This window comes from Vreelandella sp. 21 (genome assembly GCF_050995515.1).
GTDB classification, from domain to species: Bacteria; Pseudomonadota; Gammaproteobacteria; order Pseudomonadales; family Halomonadaceae; genus Vreelandella; species Vreelandella alkaliphila.
Map to the genome: position 1 here is coordinate 611,974 of NZ_CP194673.1, position 19,161 is coordinate 631,134.

At 52.8% G+C, this 19,161-nt stretch carries 17 protein-coding genes; 11 read left to right on the forward strand and 6 right to left on the reverse strand.

Going from position 1 to position 19,161, the window contains the following annotated elements; genetic code table 11:
• Positions 1 to 6: 6 nt before the first annotated feature.
• Together ACN06F_RS02860 and sodC are read right to left on the reverse strand one after the other, a co-directional pair.
• Complete coding sequence (locus ACN06F_RS02860; protein ID WP_038481311.1) at positions 7 to 1,488, reverse strand: carbon starvation CstA family protein; 1,482 nt, start codon at positions 1,486 to 1,488, stop codon at positions 7 to 9.
• Positions 1,489 to 1,733: 245 nt separating this feature from the next.
• On the reverse strand, positions 1,734 to 2,267 hold the full coding sequence (gene sodC, locus ACN06F_RS02865; protein ID WP_038481314.1) for a superoxide dismutase family protein: 534 nt from the start codon (positions 2,265 to 2,267) through the stop codon (positions 1,734 to 1,736).
• Positions 2,268 to 2,487: 220 nt separating this feature from the next.
• Between sodC and ACN06F_RS02870 the strand changes: the two genes are divergently transcribed.
• The 6 genes from ACN06F_RS02870 (at position 2,488) to ACN06F_RS02895 (ending at position 8,889) form a co-directional block, all read left to right on the forward strand.
• Positions 2,488 to 3,258, forward strand: coding sequence for a pseudouridine synthase (locus ACN06F_RS02870; RefSeq protein ID WP_433924622.1), 771 nt, complete (start codon positions 2,488 to 2,490; stop codon positions 3,256 to 3,258).
• A 56-nt stretch (positions 3,259 to 3,314) separates the two neighbouring features.
• The gene (tcdA, locus tag ACN06F_RS02875; protein ID WP_433924623.1) at positions 3,315 to 4,139 is read left to right on the forward strand and encodes a tRNA cyclic N6-threonylcarbamoyladenosine(37) synthase TcdA; all 825 of its coding nucleotides are present in this window, start codon (positions 3,315 to 3,317) and stop codon (positions 4,137 to 4,139) included.
• On the forward strand, positions 4,136 to 4,357 hold the full coding sequence (locus ACN06F_RS02880; protein WP_287706057.1) for a DUF1653 domain-containing protein: 222 nt from the start codon (positions 4,136 to 4,138) through the stop codon (positions 4,355 to 4,357). The genes tcdA and ACN06F_RS02880 overlap by 4 nt, the downstream gene beginning before the upstream one ends.
• Positions 4,358 to 4,576: 219 nt before the next feature.
• Positions 4,577 to 5,005, forward strand: coding sequence for a TIGR01244 family sulfur transferase (locus ACN06F_RS02885; RefSeq protein ID WP_038481326.1), 429 nt, complete (start codon positions 4,577 to 4,579; stop codon positions 5,003 to 5,005).
• Positions 5,006 to 5,058: 53 nt separating this feature from the next.
• Positions 5,059 to 6,813 carry a SulP family inorganic anion transporter gene (locus tag ACN06F_RS02890; protein WP_433924624.1) on the forward strand — a complete coding sequence of 585 codons (1,755 nt, stop codon included), beginning with the start codon at positions 5,059 to 5,061 and terminating at the stop codon, positions 6,811 to 6,813.
• Positions 6,814 to 6,879: 66 nt separating this feature from the next.
• Positions 6,880 to 8,889, forward strand: a complete 2,010-nt coding sequence (locus tag ACN06F_RS02895; RefSeq protein WP_433924625.1) for a RecQ family ATP-dependent DNA helicase — start codon at positions 6,880 to 6,882, stop codon at positions 8,887 to 8,889.
• Positions 8,890 to 8,893: 4 nt separating this feature from the next.
• Here the strand turns inward: ACN06F_RS02895 and zigA are convergent, their stop codons facing one another.
• The 4 genes from zigA to ACN06F_RS02915 all read right to left on the reverse strand — a co-directional run bounded on the left by zigA (position 8,894) and on the right by ACN06F_RS02915 (position 12,275).
• The gene (gene zigA / locus ACN06F_RS02900) at positions 8,894 to 10,120 is read right to left on the reverse strand and encodes a zinc metallochaperone GTPase ZigA (protein WP_038481335.1); all 1,227 of its coding nucleotides are present in this window, start codon (positions 10,118 to 10,120) and stop codon (positions 8,894 to 8,896) included.
• A gap of 126 nt (positions 10,121 to 10,246) precedes the next feature.
• A complete protein-coding gene (locus ACN06F_RS02905) occupies positions 10,247 to 10,522 on the reverse strand; it encodes a TIGR03643 family protein (protein ID WP_038481338.1) in 276 nt (91 codons plus the stop codon).
• A gap of 121 nt (positions 10,523 to 10,643) precedes the next feature.
• Positions 10,644 to 11,258, reverse strand: a complete 615-nt coding sequence (locus ACN06F_RS02910; protein WP_198348639.1) for a class I SAM-dependent methyltransferase — start codon at positions 11,256 to 11,258, stop codon at positions 10,644 to 10,646.
• Positions 11,259 to 11,330: 72 nt separating this feature from the next.
• Positions 11,331 to 12,275: a helix-turn-helix domain-containing protein gene (locus ACN06F_RS02915; protein ID WP_193085630.1), complete on the reverse strand. Its 945-nt coding sequence runs from the start codon at positions 12,273 to 12,275 to the stop codon at positions 11,331 to 11,333.
• Between the two features lie 284 nt (positions 12,276 to 12,559).
• On the opposite strand from ACN06F_RS02915, the gene ACN06F_RS02920 reads away from it, so the two are divergent.
• From ACN06F_RS02920 to ACN06F_RS02940, 5 genes are all read left to right on the forward strand, one after another.
• The gene (locus ACN06F_RS02920) at positions 12,560 to 13,975 is read left to right on the forward strand and encodes an ethanolamine ammonia-lyase subunit EutB (protein WP_038481347.1); all 1,416 of its coding nucleotides are present in this window, start codon (positions 12,560 to 12,562) and stop codon (positions 13,973 to 13,975) included.
• Positions 13,968 to 14,810 (forward strand): ethanolamine ammonia-lyase subunit EutC, encoded by an 843-nt coding sequence (eutC, locus tag ACN06F_RS02925; RefSeq protein ID WP_120385771.1) that lies wholly within the window; start codon positions 13,968 to 13,970, stop codon positions 14,808 to 14,810. The genes ACN06F_RS02920 and eutC overlap by 8 nt, the downstream gene beginning before the upstream one ends.
• Positions 14,811 to 15,024: 214 nt before the next feature.
• Complete coding sequence (gene eat, locus ACN06F_RS02930; protein WP_038481353.1) at positions 15,025 to 16,458, forward strand: ethanolamine permease; 1,434 nt, start codon at positions 15,025 to 15,027, stop codon at positions 16,456 to 16,458.
• A 186-nt stretch (positions 16,459 to 16,644) separates the two neighbouring features.
• Positions 16,645 to 18,411, forward strand: a complete 1,767-nt coding sequence (gene aceK, locus ACN06F_RS02935; protein ID WP_038481356.1) for a bifunctional isocitrate dehydrogenase kinase/phosphatase — start codon at positions 16,645 to 16,647, stop codon at positions 18,409 to 18,411.
• A gap of 33 nt (positions 18,412 to 18,444) precedes the next feature.
• Complete coding sequence (locus tag ACN06F_RS02940; protein ID WP_038481359.1) at positions 18,445 to 19,158, forward strand: SIR2 family NAD-dependent protein deacylase; 714 nt, start codon at positions 18,445 to 18,447, stop codon at positions 19,156 to 19,158.
• Positions 19,159 to 19,161 lie beyond the last annotated feature (3 nt).

Below are 19,161 nucleotides of genomic sequence, written 5' to 3' on the forward strand. Positions count from 1 at the left end.
AGTAACTTACTTGGTAGCAGTAGATAGTGTTTGGGTCTGTCCCTCTTGGCCTGCATCAAAGGCATCAGCATGCTCATCAACAGCAAAGGTCGCGCGGCTTAAGCGGCGTACACGCTTCATAAACAGTGCGATACATACCAGCGTTCCCAGCGCCGCGACGATACAGCTTGTTTGGAGTGGCAAACCAAAACCAATCGGTGCGTAGGCTAAATAGGTAAAGGTGGCCATGGTCATAAAGACAGCTGGGATCGAGGTAATCAGATAAGGCTTACGTGATAGCACTAGGTACATGGTGCCGACCCACAGTGCGATAACCGCGGTGGTTTGGTTGGCCCAGGAGAAGTAGCGCCATAGCAGGGTAAAGTCCATGTGGGTAAGCGCGTAAGAAGCAACAAACAGCGGCAGGGCGATCAAAATACGCTTAATAATTGGCTTCTGCTCAACCTTGAGATAGTCAGCAATAATCATTCGTGCACTGCGGAAGGCGGTATCGCCCGAGGTAATCGGCAGCACAATAACCCCCAGCACTGCCAGCGTGCCGCCAACAGCGCCAAGCATACTAATAGATACTTCGCTGACCACTGCTGCGGGGCCACCGGCGGCCAACACAGCGGACAGCGACTGTTCACCCTGGAATAAACTCATGGCGGCGGCGGCCCAGATCATCGCAATCACGCCTTCGGCAATCATCATGCCGTAAAAGATTTTACGGCCATTGGTTTCGTTTTGCGTCGTACGCGAAATGATGGGGGTTTGTGTGGCATGGAAGCCTGAAAGAGCACCGCAGGAGATTGTTAAGAACAGCAGTGGGAAAATGGGCGCTCCTTCCGGATGCATATTCTGGAAAGAGAGTTCTGGAATCGGTGCGCCGGTAACAACCAAACCAATACCGATGCCTGCGGCACTGAATAGCAGCAAAGCGCCGAAGTAGGGGTAGATACGCCCAATGACTTTATCAATCGGTAGCAGAGTAGCAACCAGATAGTAGGCAAAAATCGCCAGAATAATGAGCGTTAAAGAGAGTGATGTCATATTAGAAAGCAGCGCTGCGGGCGAGGTTACAAAGACCGTGCCCACCAGTAATAACAGCAAAATAGCAAAGCCGTTAACCACATGCTTCATGGTTTTACCGAGAAATTTACCCGCCAACTGAGGCAAATGAGCCCCGTGATTGCGAATCGAGATCATACCGGTGAGGTAGTCGTGTACGGCACCTGCAAAGATGCAGCCAACCACAATCCATATAAAAGCCACAGGACCGTAAAGCGCCCCTAAAATGGGGCCGAAAATCGGGCCGACACCGGCAATGTTAAGCAATTGAATAAGCGAGTTGCGCGTGGTGTTCATCGGCACATAGTCAATATTGTCACGCATACTAAACGCCGGTGTTTGACGCTTGCGGTCAGTAACAAACACGCGCTCAACGAACTTGCCGTAGGTGAAGTAGCCCACGACTAGAAGCAGTATCGATACAATGAAGGTGATCATTTAGGCACTCAGTCTCAGGGGAATTAAGATGGTCGTGCATGCTAGTGAATTACTTGTTAGCACGCTTATTTGGCCGGGCTGAATGTACCGACTCATCAGGATAATCGCTTTAAGACTTTAGTGGCCTATGGTGCTAGCGAGAGCAACCAACAACATAAGGCTTCATTAACACAAGAAATCATCATCACAAAAAAGGGCAGCGCTGTGCTGCCCGGTATGTCGTTATAGTGATGGGGTTTTAACCGTTACGATTCAACGACGCCGCAGGCCATGCGCGCACCGCCGCCGCCTAAGTGGGGATCATCTGAATACGTATCGCCGCCGGCATGGATCATCAGGCTGCGCCCCGGCATATCTTCCATACTCAAGCGCGGTGCCAGCACGGGAAGGTTAGCTTCGCCATCTTCATTCACCGTGAGAACCGGTAGGTCACCCAGATGGCCATCGCCGTAGGGACCTTGGTGGGTGCCAGCCTCTTCAGGATCGTAATGACCACCTGCAGACAGCGCTGCTGTCATTTCGCCGCTATCGTTTTCAGCAGGCTCGCAGCTGGCATTTTGGTGGACATGAAAACCGTATACGCCGGGCTCTAGGTCAGTTAACGACGGCGTAAGCAACACGCCGTGCTCAGTATGCTCAATAGCGACAGTCCCAATAGACTGTTCAATTCCTTCAGCGCTGACCTTGTGCATTTCAACGTCGAGCGTCTCATTGGCCTGAGCGGTGGTTGCCAGCAATAGCCCCGCGGCAATACCTGTTAGCGGTAGTGAATAACGCATAGTGCAATTCTCCTTTCCTTATCCATGGAAGCTCGTAAGACGAGTTGCCATTTCAAGGTAGCTTCCTCGAAGCAACTCTGCCAATGGATTGGGCGTTGGGGATATTTGCTTTCCTGATGCTGCTAGTAGCAGATGACATTGAGCCGTCAAGCCGCGACAATAGCGCGCTGCTTCAAATCACCGCGATTTGTTATCTCAATTGCCGTTACCGGGGAGTACCATGTTGCCATTGAACATCCTTTATCAGGATGAGCATCTTGTTGCAGTGCATAAGCCGTCTGGGTTATTAGTGCACCGCTCGGCGCTGGCGCGTGGAGAAACAGAGTTTTTACTTCAACGCCTGCGTGACCAAATTGGCAAACGAGTGTATCCGGTGCATCGGTTAGATAGACCCACCTCTGGCGTGATGGTGTTTGGTTTATCATCTGAAGCGGCAGCCGTGTTGAGTGAAGGCTTTAGCGAGCGGCAGGTAGAAAAGCGCTATCTGGCGGTAGTGAGGGGAAAAGCGCCGGAGCAAGAGCGCCTTGATTACCCTCTACGGGAAGAAGATGGCACGCGCCCCAAAGCCGAGATGCCTGCTATGCCCGCGATGACCGATATTCGTCGCCTGGATAGCGTTGAACTGCCTGTGCAGGTAGACCGCTATCCAGTGGCGCGCTATTCGCTAGTGGAAGCGCGGCCTATGACCGGGCGTCGACATCAGATCCGTCGCCATCTTTCTCGACGTGGTTATCCAATTATTGGAGATGCCAAGCACGGCAAAAGTGTCCACAACCGCTTTTTTGCGGATCAGCTGAATGCTCCCCGTTTGCTGTTGGCTGCCACCTATTTAGCGTTTGATCACCCCTTAACCGATAAGCGTATCCAACTAAGCTGCGCACTCGATGCGACCATGAGAAGCCTATTTGAGCAATTCGGCTGGGCTGGGCATCTGCCGCTAGATAGCATGCGCACCCCAGCCATTTCAACGCCTGCAGCACTTCAACGGTAGTCGTGACGAATCGCCCCGTGCTGTCAAATAGCATGTTGTAAAATAGAGAGCCAACCATGTCTTCGGATTATGACTTTCGCTTTGGCGGCATTCGCCGCTTGTATGGCCAACGTGCTGCCACAGCGTTTCGCCATGCTCATGTTGTGGTAGTGGGTGTAGGTGGCGTGGGGAGCTGGACGGTAGAAGCGTTGGCGCGTTCTGGCATTGGCAAGCTGACGCTGATTGATTTGGATGACGTATGCGTGTCCAACGTCAATCGTCAGCTCCATGCGTTAGACGGCACTATTGGCCAGCCAAAGGTGGACGTGTTGGCCGAGCGTTGTCGCTTGATTGCCCCTGAGATAAACGTCGTAGCTGACAGTGCTTTTGTGACACCCACTAACCTTGCCGAGCGTATCCCCGAGGATGCCGATCATGTGGTGGACGCCATTGATAGTGTGATCGCCAAGGCAGCGCTAATCGCTTGGTGCAAACGACGTAAACTGCCGATTACCGTGACGGGAGCTGCAGGCGGTCAGACGGATCCTACCCGCATTCAGGTGGCAGATTTAACACGTACTGAGCACGACCCGCTACTTTCCAAGGTGCGCTCGCGGCTGCGCCGTGATTACGGTTTTTCGCGTAATCCCAAGCGGCGCTTTTCCGTCGAGTGTGTCTATTCTGATGAGCAGCTGGTGTACCCTGGCGCTGATGGCGAAGTCTGTCTGCAAAAGCCCGGCAACGGTGATGCTACCCGCCTAGACTGCGCCTCAGGCTTTGGCGCCGCCACCTTTGTCACTGGTACGTTTGGTTTTGTCGCTGCCTCAAAAGTGCTCGAACGGCTGGCTAAAAAAGCCGCTAAGCCCATGCCATCAACGACCCAACAAGAGGAAAGTGAATGACTACGCCTGTTCCCGGTATATATCGCCACTATAAAGGCAGCCTTTACGAAGTGCTGGGCACCGCTCAGCACAGTGAAAATGAAGAGGTGCTAGTAGTCTACCGTGCGCTTTACGGCGACTACGGCCTGTGGGTGCGTCCGCTTACAATGTTCACTGAGAGCGTTAACAAAGACGGCCAACAACAGCCGCGCTTTGCGTTAGAGAAAGTGTTTAATTAATCCGGCGTTCCCTAACAGCAACAACACCCAATAGCGTAACGTTCCCCCCTTCGATATTTATGCGCCACCCGGATCTTTTCTCAAAAAAAGTCCCGGGTGTTTTTGTAGTGCGCTATTGCTTATATTCCAAAATAAGCTATGCTTATAACATTGTTGTAATGGTATGTTATGCCTTGCGCTGCTGCTTAAAGCGGCAGTGAGAAACGCTAGGAGAGATGCATGCAAACACAACCGTTAGAGAAGGGCGTTGCTATTACTTCACAGCTCACGGTCGAGGAGCTTGAGCACGTAAAAGCTCAGGGCTTTAAAACGGTGATCTGTAACTGCAAGCCGGGTGAAAGCGCTGAATTTTCTGGAGAGGATGCTTACCGCTTTAAAGCAGAAGAACTTGGGCTTCATTGGGTGCACATTCCTGTGACCCCCGGCGAGTATAGCCAAGCGGATGTCGCCGCTTTTGCTAAGGCGCTGCAGCAGCTACCTCGGCCTATTTTGGCGTTTTGTCGGTCAGGTAAGCGTGCTACCCATCTTTGGGCTTACGCAAAGCGCCATACCGAAAAATGCGATCTAGCGGAACTATTTTCCGCTGCCAAAGCAGCCGGTTTTGATTTGGAAGAACACCGCCAAGGGCTTGAAAATCAGACAGCGTAGGCGTGTGGTGTGATTTGCCTTAGTCAGTGCTATTACCTGAGCGAGTACTCCTCATGAACATAGAGCGTTGGGTGCCTGTGGTTGGCTGGCTGCGGCGCTATAACCGGGCTTTGTTATTTAAAGATTCGCTGGCAGCCGTTATCGTCACGCTAATGCTGGTGCCCCAGGCGTTGGCCTATGCCTTACTGGCTGGGTTGCCGCCAGAGATGGGCCTGTATGCCAGTATGCTACCGCTGGTGCTTTACGCCATCTTTGGTACCAGTGCCAGCTTGGCGGTAGGGCCGGTAGCCGTGGCAGCGTTAATGACGGCGTCGGCTTTAAGCAGCTTTGCTACTCCAGGCAGTCCTGAATATATTGGCGCTGCACTGGTGTTGGCGGCGCTTTCAGGATTGATGTTGATTGCCATGGGCGTGCTGCGGCTGGGCTTTTTGGTCAACTTCTTAAGCCATCCGGTTATTTCTGGGTTTATCACTGCGTCGGGTATTTTGATCGCCATTAGTCAGCTCAAGCATATTCTAGGTGTTGAGGCTGCGGGGCATAATGTCATTGAGCTGCTGGGCGCACTGTTCAGCCAGTGGCAACAGATCAATCTCATCACGCTACTGATTGGTTTAGGGGTGTGGGGCTATCTGCTGGTTTGCCGCAAGCGCTTGAATACCTGGCTGATGGCTATAGGTATCTCGGCTAGCGCTTCTGGCTTGATGGTCAAAGCCGCACCGATTTCAGCGGTGATGGTGACTACGCTACTGGCCTGGCACTTTAACTTGGGGCAGTACGGTGTGGATCTAGTGGGCTTTGTGCCTAGCGGCTTGCCTGCCATTACGCTGCCTAGCCTCGATCAGTCGCTATGGCTTGGCCTGTTGCCTGCCGCTTTATTGATCAGTTTAGTGGGCTTTGTAGAATCGGTATCCGTGGCGCAAACCCTGGCGGCTAAGCGCCGCCAGCGTATCGATCCTAATCAAGAACTCATCGCTCTTGGGATGGCCAATTTGGGCGCTGGCGTCAGCGGTGGTTCGCCGGTTTCAGGTGGGTTTTCACGCTCGGTAGTGAACTTTGAAGCGGGCGCGGCAACACCGTTGGCCGGGGCATTTACCGCCTTAGGTATTGTGCTTTCTACGCTGTTGCTCACGGGGCTGCTGGCATTTCTGCCGACGGCGACATTGGCCGCTACCATTATCGTCGCCGTGGGCACATTGATTGATCTGCCAGCAGTAAAGCGCACTTGGCAATACTCCCGCAGCGACGGCGTGGCAATGGTGGCGACCTTGCTTCTGACCCTGTTGCACAGTGTCGAGGTCGGCATTATCAGCGGTGTGGTGCTGTCACTAGGGCTGCACCTGTACCGCACCAGCCAGCCCCATAGTGCCGTGGTAGGGCGGGTGCCGGGCACCGAGCATTTTCGCAATGTGAAGCGCCATGAGGTCGAAACCGATCAACATGTGGCCATGCTGCGCATTGACGAAAGCCTTTACTTTGCTAACGCTCGCTACTTAGAAGATACCGTGATGGCGCTGGCTGCTCGTTCCCCTACGTTAAAACATATTGTATTGACCTGCCAGGCGGTGAATGTGATTGATGCGTCCGCGCTTGAAAGCTTAGAAGCGATTAACGGACGGTTAAAAGATGCTGGCGCAACGCTGCACTTGGCGGAAGTGAAAGGCCCAGTGATGGATCGCTTAACAAACACAGCGCTTTACCGCGAGCTAACAGGGCAAGTGTTTTTTACCACCTATGAGGCTTGGCAGACACTGGCTCTTCCCACACAGAATGAAGAGCCGCAACCCTTACTTATTAATGGTCACCGTTGATTGGAGAAAACGACGTGAACGCGTTAGCTTAGCCCTAACGTATTGACGACACTCCAGGGAACGGCCATGACCTCGCTATCACCGCAGCAGACGCTGAAGGCAGTATTCGGATTTGATGATTTTCGTGGTGGCCAGCAGGCGGTGGTGTCCAGAGTGTTGGATGGACACTCTACCGCAGCGATTTTTGCCACCGGGGCGGGGAAGTCACTCTGTTATCAGTTGCCTGCGCTTCATCTTCCGCATCTGACCCTTGTGGTATCGCCGCTGCTGGCACTGATGCAGGATCAGCTCGCTTTCTTAGCGCGCCATGGTGTTGCAGCTGCCAGTATTGATTCTACCCAAGATCGCGATACGACCCGTGATGTGATGGAGCGCGCCAAAAACGGTGAGCTGAAAATCCTCATGGTGTCGGTGGAGCGGCTTAAGAACGAGCGTTTTCGGCACTTTCTACGCCAGGTTCAAATATCGCTGCTAGTGGTTGATGAAGCACACTGTCTCTCTGAGTGGGGACATAACTTCCGCCCCGATTACCTTAAACTGCCCGATTATCAGCGTGATTTTGCTATTCCCCAGGTGTTGCTACTGACTGCCACGGCCACGCCAGCGGTTATCGCTGATATGCGTGAGAAGTTTTCAATCGTACCGGAAAATGTCATTACCACGGGCTTTTATCGCACTAACTTAGAGCTTCTGGTGGTGCCCACCATGGAAAATCGTCAGCAACAGCTGATTGATTGGCTTATGCCGAAAATGCCGCCTGGCAACGAAGAGCCCACGATTATTTACGTCACCTTGCAGCAAACTGCCGAGCAGGTGGCAAGTGCGCTGACCGTTCAGGGGATTGCTGCCCAGGCGTACCATGCGGGGCTGGATTCAGCCCGCCGCGATGAGATTCAGCGCCAGTTTATGAGCGGCGAATCGCCCTGTATTGTCGCTACCATTGCCTTTGGCATGGGCATTGATAAAGGCAATATCCGCAACGTTATGCACTTTGATCTACCTAAATCGATTGAGAATTACAGCCAGGAAATTGGTCGGGCAGGGCGCGATGGACTGCCTTCCACCTGTTTAACCATTGCCGGACGCGATGGTCTACGGGTGCTGGAGAACTTCGTTTACGGCGACACGCCTGAGTACGCGGGTATTTTGCGCTTACTGGAAGAAATTTCATCAGCCGGTCAAGCGCCAGATCGTCAGTGGGAAGTACTGCTCAATACGCTTTCCCGAGATACCAATATTCGCCTGCTGCCACTTAAAACGCTACTGGTACGGCTGGAAATGCACGGCATTATTGCGCCGCGCTTTGCGTTCTTAGCCGAGTATCGGTTGCGCTACCACATTGAGCCTACTGCCTTGGAGGGGCGTTTTGCAGGAGAGCGGGCGGCCTTTGTACGTTTGTTAATCGACAATATTGCTATCGCTCGTACTTGGGGGACGGTGGATTTTGAGCGACTGCATCAGGCTGGGCAGGCACAGCAAATCGATGCTTCCCGTGCCCGCGTCATTACCGCGCTTGAATACTTCCAGGATAAAGGCTGGCTGACCCTGGAAGGTAAGCGTATGACCGATGTGTATGAAATTTGTCAGCCGGAATTTTCGGTCGAGGCGATGGCAAGCCAGTTATTTAATGAGTGTCTAGATCGGGAGCGAATCGAAATTGAACGGTTGCACTCCATGCTGGCACTGTTTGAGTCGGAAAGCTGCCTGACTCGGCGGTTAGCTGAGCATTTTGGGGACACCACCTTCGATGGGCCACTTGGTACCGAGCAGGGCCGCTGTGGCCACTGTTCGGTATGCTACGGCAACCCGGTTCGGCTGCCGGATGCGACGCCATTACCCGCGCTGTCTGAGAATGATTTTATCCGCTATGCCTCACCGCTGATTGAACGCCACACCGAGCAGTTCGGCCAGCCGCCCAATGTCCAGCGGCTGGCGCACTTCTTATGTGGTTTAACCATGCCGATTTTCACCCCACTCAAAGCCCGCGGCCTTAACGGCTTCGCGGTCTTTGAGCAGCGTGCCTACCCTGAAGTGCGGCAGTGGGCAGAGCGCTGTTTAGCTAGCTCCTGCAGTTAAAGCATTACTCCCAAGCGGGGAACGGATCGGGTAGCTGCTTCCACGCTTCCATACCTTGTAATAGCTCAGCTTCGCTTAGCAGGCAGGTGTCTAGTGCGTCACGCATCTTGGCTTGGTCCAAGTTCTGGCCGATAAACACCAGCTCTTGGCGCATATCACCAAACGGCTCCTGCCACTTTTCCATAATGAATTGGCGAGTTTCAGGATCTTCCGGCCAGTTAGCTTCGGGGATAGCTTTCCAGAACACGCCCGCTGGGCCGTGATGAGCAATACCACCTGCTTGGCTCCATTGGCCTGCGAAGCGTGGCCGAGTAGCAAGCCAGAAAAAGCCTTTCGAGCGTAGCAGTCCTTTACCAAACCACTCTTCATTGAGTAAAGCGTGGAATTTCTGCGGGTGGAAAGGGCGGCGAGCGTGGTAGGCAAAGCTGCCAATACCGTACTCTTCGGTTTCTGGCACATGCTCGCCACGCATCTCTTTTAGCCAACCAGGCGCTTGCTGGGCGCGCTCAAAATTGAACTTGCCAGTATCAAGCACCTTCTCTAGCGGCACGCCACCTTGAGTGATGGGCACCAGCTCTGCATCAGGGTTGAGTGAGCGCAGAATCGCCGTTAGTGCATCAAGCTCTTTTTTATTGATCAGATCCGTTTTACTGATCAGTAATACATCACAAAACTCGATCTGGTCGACCAGCAGGTCCGCGACGTTGCGCTCGTCATCGTCACCCAAGCTTTCGCCCGCTTCAGCGAGGCTCTGCGCTTCGCGGTACTGCTCAAGAAAGTTGGCACCATCGACGACAGTGACCAGCGTATCAAGGCGTGCAACGTGGGAAAGGCTCTGGCCGCTTTCATCTTCAAAGGTGAAGGTTTCCGCCACTGGTAGCGGTTCGGAAATCCCAGTGGACTCAATCACCAAGTAATCAAATTTACCTTCTCTGGCCAGTTGGCTAACTTCTTCTAGCAAATCTTCACGCAGCGTGCAGCAAATGCAGCCGTTGCTCATTTCTACCAAACGCTCTTCAGAACGGTTCAGCGCTACCTCGCCATCTAACGTGGACTCGCCAGGGCCGCCACGCACTAATGCACCGTCGATATTGACCTCGCTCATATCGTTGACAATCACCGCGACGCGACGACCTTCGCGGTTAGCCAAAATATGATTGAGTACGGTGGTTTTACCTGCACCTAGAAATCCTGAAAGCACGGTGACGGGCAGGGGAGAAAACACGGTCATTGTGAATGCACCTCTAAGCGGGTTTTTATAAACGGCGTTGTGTTATGTGATAATATAACACTTATTCGGCGATTAAAAAGGCCTACTAGAAAATGGCATCCTCTGATTTTTCGTTGCAAATGGTGATTAGCGCTTATATTGCGTTGGGCAGTAGCCCCGTAAAATATCCGGCGATCGCAAAGCCGTATGCTTCGTCGCGCGACCAGTAACACGCTTGCGCCACAGTCGAAACGAGGCCGGCTTAAGCTGGTGGCGCATTACTTCTATGACGTCCGGCTCGCCTAGGCCAAACAGAGTGTCGATCGCTTCAAACGGAGTGCGATCTTCCCAAGCCATTTCAATCACGCGGGACTGCTCTTCTTCGGGTAAACGACGGAAGCGTTTCACAGCTGCTTTAGGCATTGGTCACCTTACATATTGATGAAGCTTGCAAGTAACGGGTTGCTATTAATTGTACCAGTATTGGACGTTGTTGTTTCAGATGTACTGGTATTTTTAGGGGATGTGCAGTTGTGAGGACAGTTTACTTTATTGCTAGAAGTGCGCGAAAAAGGCCATTCATCAATACGGGTTCGTCGCGGCGGATGTTGAAGCCTGCTTGTTGAAGCAGTGGTGTCGCCTGGCGGGTGATGTCGGTCGCGATCAATGAAGTAATGACGTTCAGTGCTCGCCGACTTGGACCAGCAATGTGGGTGTCGGGTTGAAATTTATCCATAACACAGAGCTGCCCGTCGTTTTTCAGTACCCGGTGCGCTTCGGCTAGTCCCTGTTCAGGATTGGGCATCACCGCCAAAATAAGATGCATCACAACGACGTCAAAATGCTCATCTGGGTAGTCCAGTGCAGCGGCATCCATTACACGACATACCACGTCACGTTGCGCATGTTCCGCTCGCTCACGGGCTCGCGTCACCATCGCGGGGGTTAGGTCGGTTAAATGGATTTCTAATTCACGCGGTAAATAAGGCAGGTCTAAGCCGGTGCCTGCACCCACCAGCAGCACTCGCATGCCGGGTTCCCAGTCAACTTGGTTAAGTGCATTCCTTCGGGGTTTACGAAACGCTTTAGTTGCCACCAGATCATAGATTGGTGCGTAAATGCTATAGCGCAAGCGATTCCAGGCGGTGGTATTTACCATAGGGTCTCTACCTCGATATAGGATCGTTGCCTCGACATAAGATCTTTACCTCGAAAGGGATGCCGCGCACGCTCAGTGAATCGCGTTTAACGTCTGCGAAGGGCTTTCGCCAAACTGTTGCTTATAGTCATGAGCAAATTGCCCCAAATGCCAAAAGCCCCAGTAGGTGGCAATTTCAGTCACTGTTTGGTGGGGCTCTGCGCTGCGCAGAGCACGACGCACTCTATTCAGCCGCGTTAAACGTAAAAATTGCAGCGGACTAATACCAAGGATAGACGTAAAACTGTATTGCAGCGTACGCCTACTGACATGAGTTAGCTCGCATAACGTTTCCATGGTGACTGGACCTTCCAGGTGCTCATCAACATAGCGCTTCACCCGGTCAACCACTGCTTTTCGATGAGGATAGCTGGGAGGCAATTCATGGCTTGTTTGGTTGGCTTTTAATACTTCCATTAGGCCTGTTAGCAAAATATCTTGATGAACGTTTTCAGCGATGGGGCCTTGTTGATTTGAGAGTAAGCGTTCAAGTAAAAAAGACACCGCATGCAGAGTTTCAGGCGCTACCCGGCGGCGGGGTGAATCTTGCCACTCATGATCAAGTATCACCCCCTGTCGCTGGGCGGCAGCCTGTAATAACGGCATACGTATCACTAGTCCATAGATATCAAACGCCTCGGGGGTTACCAGCTCAAAATCACGACCGCCGGGGTGACACATCACCTCATGTTCTTCCAGCGCCTGCCCATTAATTCGTGACCCTGGTGCCTGAGTGGGGATGCCCAGCCAGAGAGAGTCAGCCCACACTCGGCAGTCTTGTCGCAGCGCTTGCCCGGTATGTTCTTTAAACACCTGCATGGCGGGTAACTCAATTTCATCTAGTCGCCCATAAAAGCGGCCAGGACTTAGTTGGTCGTATTGCTGCTGCCAGCGGGTCAGATTTTGGGCATGTTCGTCGGCATCAAACGCCTCTTGAATGCATTTTTTTGGTGCAATGTCTTGGCTTGTCAGCGTCATGAAAAACTCCTGTGAACGTGATTAAAGTGCCATCACGTTGCATGCTTGCCTCTAATTTATTGTATTTAATAATGTTTTTATAAGTATGACAGGTTTGCCAAAACTCGATACTCCCCATTAAGTGATAGCGCTATTGTGGAAACAAGTAAATTCTGTTCCTCAACGCGCATTCGGCGCCATTGTTTTAGAAACCGTAGTTTTAGAAACCGTAGTTTTAGAAACCTTAGTTATAGAAACCTTAGCTATAGAAATCGTCGCTTTTAAATATAAAAAAGGAAGGTCCCATGGCGCAGACCTATCACACAACTGTTGGAAGCCGCCGCTATCGCTTTAATGGCTTGGCGGAATTAATGGCCAAGGCCACGCCGCCACGCTCTGGCGACCGCTTGGCAGGTGTCATTGCAGAATCAGCAGAAGAGCGGGTAGTGGCGCAAATGGTGCTGGCAGAGCTCCCGCTTACCACGTTTTTGAATGATGTGCTGGTCCCCTATGAGCAAGACGAAATTACTCGTTTAATCATCGATGAGCACGATGCTGCTGCGTTTGCGTCGCTGAAGCATTTAACCGTGGGTGACTTTCGTAACTGGCTGCTGTCTGACTATGCCACCAGCGATGTGTTAGCCGCGGCTCGCCCTGGCATTACCCCTGAAATGGCCGCCGCTGTTAGCAAGTTGATGCGCAATCAAGACTTGATGCTGGTCGCCAAGAAGTGCCATGTGACGACTGCATTTCGTAATACGATTGGTTTGCCGGGGCGGTTATCCACGCGTTTGCAGCCCAACCATCCTACTGATGACGTGACAGGGATTGCCGCCAGTATTCTGGATGGCTTGCTGTATGGCAGTGGCGACGCGGTCATTGGAATCAATCCTGCTACTGATAATGTCGCCCAAAGCATCAAGCTAATGCGCCTGATGGACGATGTCATTCAGAAATACGAAATACCCACCCAATCCTGCGTGCTCACTCATGTGACCAACACGCTCGAAGCGATCGAGCAGGGCGCGCCTGTAGATCTGGTTTTTCAATCCATTGGCGGTACCGAAGCCACCAACCGCAGCTTTGGCTTTGATTTAAGTACGTTGGCAGAGGCTGAGGCGGCTGCTCAAACGCTGAATCGCGGTACGGTTGGGCGCAACGTGATGTATTTCGAAACTGGGCAAGGCAGCTCGCTTTCCGCTGATGCTCATCATGGTTTGGACCAGCAAACCTGTGAAGCCCGCGCCTATGCGGTGGCGCGCAAGTTTAATCCGCTGCTGGTGAATACGGTGGTGGGATTTATCGGCCCTGAGTATTTGTACGATGGCAAAGAGATCACCCGAGCGGGGCTGGAAGACCACTTTTGCGGCAAGTTGCTAGGCGTGCCCATGGGCTGTGATGTTTGCTACACCAATCACGCTGAAGCCGATCAAAATGATATGGACAACCTGCTGACGCTATTAGGCGTGGCGGGCTGTAGCTTTGTGATGGGCATCCCAGGCTCTGACGACATCATGCTCAACTATCAAACCACGTCCTTTCACGATGCCCTTTACGCACGGCGCGTACTTGGGTTGAAGGCCGCCCCGGAGTTCGAGCAGTGGCTGGCGAAGATGCAAATCTTCCAAGATGTTTCCTCCTATCGGTTAAATGATCAACTACCTGCCGCTTTCGCTAATAGCCTGCGCCACCTGCCAACGGAGGCTGCTCGCGATGTCTGATAATGAATCGAAAAAAGCCCCACCGATTGTGATCGCTAACCCATGGGAGCGGCTGAGGGCATTTACCGATGCTCGCATTGGGCTGGGACGAGCGGGCATTAGTCTGCCCACGCATCAGCTATTGGCGTTTCAACTGGCTCATGCCCAAGCCCAGGATGCCGTTCACTGCCCTCTTGAGTGTCACGCGCTGGCCGATGAGTTAACGACAGCGCTGAGCTTGCACCAGACACCTATTCATGTGCATAGCCACGCAGTAGACCGCGCCATGTACCTGCAGCGTCCGGATTATGGCCGTCGTCTTGACGACGCTTCGCGAGAGCAACTGCAACAAGCGGCGCAAAGTGGCCAGCGCTTCGATTTAGCGGTGGTGATTGTCGATGGGCTTTCCGCACTGGCAGTACAGCAGAACAGTGCGCCGTTTCTTACTGCGCTGTATCGCGCCTTAGAGAGTGATCAGCGGGAGTGGCAGCTCGCGCCATTAACCATCGTAGAGCAGGGCCGCGTGGCGATTGGTGATGAGGTTGGCGCGCTGCTTAATGCCGATGCCGTGCTGGTGATGATTGGTGAGCGCCCAGGCTTAAGCTCTCCAGATAGCCTCGGGCTGTATATGACCTGGGAACCAGAAGTAGGTCTAAAGGATGACCGCCGCAACTGCATTTCAAACGTGCGCCCAGCAGGGCTCAAACCGGAAGAGGCCGCACGGCGGTTGTTGTTGCTATTAACCGAAGCCCGTCAGCGGAAACTGTCTGGCGTGCAACTGAAAGATCGTAGCGAGGACAGCGTATTAGACGGTGCAACAGGGGGGACAACTCAAAACTTCCTGGTGGCCGATTAATAAGCGGCACAGGAAGCGAAGCGTTATGTATAAGCAGCGCCATATAGATAACAGAGTAATTAAAATAGTAATTAAAAAGAGTAATAACAATACATAAATAACAAACACTTATAGAAACGCTCCTAACAACACTCCTAACAACAATATGGAACCAACACCCCGACTCAGCACGCCGCTGACAACGATTGCGTTCCACACTGAAAAGGGCATGACAATGACACAACCTTCTGTCGATCAAGCGTATTTGGCCAAGCGCCAGCTGCGCAAAGGTACCGCGGGCTGGCTATTACTAGCAGGGCTTGGGGTGTCTTATGTTATTTCCGGTGATTTTGCCGGCTGGAACTTCGGTATTGCTGAAGCGGGTTGGGGTGGTTTTGCCATTGCCGCCTGCTTAATGGCGATGATGTACCTGGCACTCGTATTAGCATTGGCGGAAATGTCCGCAGCGATTCCAGCCGCGGGGGGAGGCTATAGCTTTGCCCGCCAAGCGATGGGGCCAGCCGGTGGCTATTTAACCGGGCTTGCGGTGTTGATTGAGTACGCGCTTGCGCCTGCTGCGATCGTGATTTTCATTGGCTCGGCAGTCGAATCGCTGCTGGGCATTAATGGGCCGTTGGTTTACCTGCTGTTTTACGCAGTGTTTATCGGCATTCACTTAGCCGGCGTAGGTGAAGCGCTAAAAGTGATGATGGTGATTAGCGGCCTAGCGGTGTTTGCGATTTTGGCAACGGCAGTGGCGCTGATTGGCAATTTCGATTCAGCGAATCTGTTTGATATTGCGCCCACCGATGCAGCCGGTGCGAGCACCTTTATGCCCTATGGTTGGTACGGTATTTGGGCAGCGCTGCCGTTTGGGATGTGGCTGTTTTTGGCGGTTGAAGGCGTGCCGCTAGCGGCAGAGGAAGCCAAAGATCCCGCGCGGGATATGCCTAAAGGGATTATTGCTGCGATGCTGTTCCTGCTATTTACCGCCTTATTAGTCGTGGTGTTACTGGCAGGCGCAGCGGGTGCTGAAATGATTGGTCAAAGTGGTGTGCCGCTGGTCGATGCGCTTAACGTTGCGGGCAACCCAACGCTTGCCACGCTGGTTAATGTGTTGGGCCTTGCGGGGTTGGTGGCGTCATTTTTCTCGATTATCTATGGCTACAGCCGTTTGGTGTTTGCGCTTTCTCGTGCGGGCTACTTACCAAAACCGCTGTCACTGACCAGCGAGCGTAAAGTGCCTTATCTGGCGCTGATTGTGCCTGGTGTATTTGGCTTTTTGGTCTCGCTTAGCGGCGAGGGTGATCTGATTCTAGGGATGGCCGTTGTCGGCGCGACGCTCTCTTATGCATTGATGGCGCTCAGCCACATTCTATTACGAGTGAAACAGCCTGACTTGCCGCGCCCTTATAAAACACCCGGTGGTGTGGTGACCTCTGGCGTTGCGTTAGTTTTGTCCCTCGTCGCGCTTACCGGTGTCTATGCTTTTGACCCCCGCGCGTTTAATTACACCATTGTTCTATTCATTGCTGGTGCGGCGTACTACTTCCTTTACAGCAAGAATAAGCTGGTGGCGAAAACCGCTGAAGAGGAGTTTGCGCTAGTGACTGCTGCCCCAGAAGAGCTAGACATTGACGAGCCGGTGCCAGCCGCTGCCAAGCTGTAATGTTTGATCCTAATCGCCTAGGCTGACTAGGCAGTTTAAGCCTCTGTGCCCAATGGCCCAGAGGCTTTTTATGATGAGTGCTAAAACAGACTGTTGCTTTCTTAAACATGCGGATTACCCACCAAGGTCTTCTCGCATGTAGTGCTCCGTTACGCGAAGCTGGGGGAAATAGTCAGGAGCACCGCCATGAAGCACTCTCCCGCGTATCGTTTAGCGGCCACTATTCTGCATGGATTTGATGGCTACCGAGCACGCTTCAAGCAGATTACCTTTGACGCCAGTCGGCGTTTTCGTGATGCGGCGTGGCGTGATGCCCAGCAAGCCTCAGCGGCGCGGATTAACCTTTATGAAGAGAGAGTGGGCGATACGCTGACACGTTTGCAGCGTACCTTTGATCATGAGGCGCTTACGTACTGTGAGACCTGGCGGGAGGCGCGTGAGCACTATGCGCAGCTGATTAGCCAGCGGTTGGATTACGAGTTGGCCGAGACGTTTTTTAACTCACTATTCTGCTCGATTTTCCACCACCGCCATATTCGCAATGACTGGATGTTTGTGTACAGCTCCCGAGAAGATGCTGCGCACCATTCTGGAATTGAGCTTTGTCGACAGTATTCCGTCAATGGTGATTGGTCTCAAGCGCTTGCCTGGGCGCTTGAAGAGGCACCGTTTGATAACGCCTTTGCTGATCTGGAGCGCGATATTGAACTAGCTGCAGGCCTATTAGAAACCCTGCTTCCCGCCGCTATTTTGCAGTCAGAAGACGCGCAATTAGAGCTGTTGAAAAGTGTCTTTTACCGTAATAAAGGGGCCTACTTAGTCGGCCGCATTTTGGGTGGCGGTGAGCAGGTGCCACTAGTGTTACCTATTCTACATGGTGAAGGGTTTGGCGAGCAGCAGGGCGGCGACCCCTGCCTGCACTTGGATACCGTGCTAACCGAGACCGATGAAGTCTCGATTATTTTCTCGTTTACCCGTGCCTACTTCCAAGTCGATGTGCCGGTGCCTGGGGAGTTTGTCCACTACTTAAAACAGCTCATGCCCCATAAGCCTGAAGGCGAACTGTATGCCGCGATTGGCTTTTTTAAGCATGGCAAAACCGAATTTTTCCGTGCCCTAAACCTGCAAGTGGCCAAGCGTGAGGATCAGTTTGTCATTGCACCTGGTGTGCGCGGCATGGTGATGGCGGTGTTCGTGCTGCCTAGTTTTCGCACCGTGTTTAAGATCATTAAAGATAAATTCGACCCGGCAAAAGAGGTCACCCACGCAATAGTGCGCGAGAAATACCGCCTGGTGAAACGCCATGACCGTGTTGGGCGTATGGCTGATACCCAGGAGTTCTCGAATTTTATCGTGCGTCAGGATCACTTTGCGCCAGAGTGTCTAGAGCACTTGCTAGAAGTAGCACCGTCTACTGTGTCATTGAAAGATGACAAGGTAATAATCAAGCACTGCTATACCGAGCGCATGATGACACCGCTGAATATCTATCTGGAGCAGTGCAGTGCGGACGAGCGCGTAATGGTGCTCAAAGACTATGGTAACGCCATTAAACAGATGGCAGCGGCGAACATCTTCCCGGGCGATATGCTGTTAAAAAACTTTGGTGTTACCCGCCATGGCCGAGTGATTTTTTACGATTATGACGAGGTATGTTATCTCACGGAGTGTCGCTTTCGGCACATGCCTAAATCGTATGGCAATGACTTTCAAGGAGGTGGTGGGGAGAGTTTTTACGTTGGCCCCAATGATATCTTCCCCGAGGAGTTCGGCCCCTTTATGTTTGCCAACCCGGAGCTGCGCGCGATTTTTATGCAACAGCATCCGGAGTTATTTGATCCCGATTACTGGTTGGAGCTACAGCAGGCCATTGTCGATGGTCGGGTGATTGATGTTTACCCATATCGTAATAAGCAGCGCTTCGCGGGGACCATAGGGCAGCTGGTATATTAGGAAACAGTAAGCAGTTATTTAGTCGAGGAAAACATGACAGCACCACCGCACTTAGTGGTTTTTACCGGTTCAGGGATTAGCGCCGAAAGCGGTATTAAAACGTTCCGTGCCAGTGATGGTCTCTGGGAAGACCACCCAGTCGAGGAGGTGGCCACGCCCGCGGGCTGGCGCCGAGACCCACAGCGCGTACTGGAGTTTTATAACCTGCGCCGAGAGCAAATTCGTAAGGCCAAGCCCAATGCTGCCCATAAAGCCCTGGCGGCGCTTGAAAAAGATGGCTTTCGAGTCAGTGTTGTCACGCAAAATATTGATGATTTGCATGAGCGTGCAGGGTCGCGAGATGTGCTGCATCTTCATGGCGAGATTTTGAAGGCGCGCTCTACAGTGGATGTGCGGCTGCGCTATCCGCTGCCGAAAGGTGGCATTGCGCTGGGCGATATTTGTGACAAAGGCAGCCAGCTGCGCCCGGACGTGGTGTGGTTCGGTGAGTCGGTGCCGCTATTTGAAGACGCCTGTGAACTTGTTAGCCAGGCGGATTTCTTGCTGGTGGTAGGCACGTCCCTAGCGGTAATGCCCGCGGCGTCGCTGCTGTCGTATATTGACTTGGATACCCCGTGTGCGCTGGTCGACCCCGACGCGGATGCCTTAACACCGCCTGGCGTTCTAGCGATTAATACCACCGCAGGAGAGGGCGTTCCAGCGTTGGTAAACCAGTGGCGCAAACAGGGCAATTTGATGCTGCCTTGAACT

Bases quoted from the DNA above. Each gene is read 5' to 3' on its own strand.
- ACN06F_RS02860 (WP_038481311.1), bottom strand. From the start codon at position 1,488: ATGATCACCTTCATTGTATCGATACTGCTTCTAGTCGTGGGCTACTTC.
- sodC (WP_038481314.1), bottom strand. From the start codon at position 2,267: ATGCGTTATTCACTACCGCTAACAGGTATTGCCGCGGGGCTATTGCTG.
- ACN06F_RS02870 (WP_433924622.1), top strand. From the start codon at position 2,488: ATGTTGCCATTGAACATCCTTTATCAGGATGAGCATCTTGTTGCAGTG.
- tcdA (WP_433924623.1), top strand. From the start codon at position 3,315: ATGTCTTCGGATTATGACTTTCGCTTTGGCGGCATTCGCCGCTTGTAT.
- ACN06F_RS02880 (WP_287706057.1), top strand. From the start codon at position 4,136: ATGACTACGCCTGTTCCCGGTATATATCGCCACTATAAAGGCAGCCTT.
- ACN06F_RS02885 (WP_038481326.1), top strand. From the start codon at position 4,577: ATGCAAACACAACCGTTAGAGAAGGGCGTTGCTATTACTTCACAGCTC.
- ACN06F_RS02890 (WP_433924624.1), top strand. From the start codon at position 5,059: ATGAACATAGAGCGTTGGGTGCCTGTGGTTGGCTGGCTGCGGCGCTAT.
- ACN06F_RS02895 (WP_433924625.1), top strand. From the start codon at position 6,880: ATGACCTCGCTATCACCGCAGCAGACGCTGAAGGCAGTATTCGGATTT.
- zigA (WP_038481335.1), bottom strand. From the start codon at position 10,120: ATGACCGTGTTTTCTCCCCTGCCCGTCACCGTGCTTTCAGGATTTCTA.
- ACN06F_RS02905 (WP_038481338.1), bottom strand. From the start codon at position 10,522: ATGCCTAAAGCAGCTGTGAAACGCTTCCGTCGTTTACCCGAAGAAGAG.
- ACN06F_RS02910 (WP_198348639.1), bottom strand. From the start codon at position 11,258: ATGGTAAATACCACCGCCTGGAATCGCTTGCGCTATAGCATTTACGCA.
- ACN06F_RS02915 (WP_193085630.1), bottom strand. From the start codon at position 12,275: ATGACGCTGACAAGCCAAGACATTGCACCAAAAAAATGCATTCAAGAG.
- ACN06F_RS02920 (WP_038481347.1), top strand. From the start codon at position 12,560: ATGGCGCAGACCTATCACACAACTGTTGGAAGCCGCCGCTATCGCTTT.
- eutC (WP_120385771.1), top strand. From the start codon at position 13,968: ATGTCTGATAATGAATCGAAAAAAGCCCCACCGATTGTGATCGCTAAC.
- eat (WP_038481353.1), top strand. From the start codon at position 15,025: ATGACACAACCTTCTGTCGATCAAGCGTATTTGGCCAAGCGCCAGCTG.
- aceK (WP_038481356.1), top strand. From the start codon at position 16,645: ATGAAGCACTCTCCCGCGTATCGTTTAGCGGCCACTATTCTGCATGGA.
- ACN06F_RS02940 (WP_038481359.1), top strand. From the start codon at position 18,445: ATGACAGCACCACCGCACTTAGTGGTTTTTACCGGTTCAGGGATTAGC.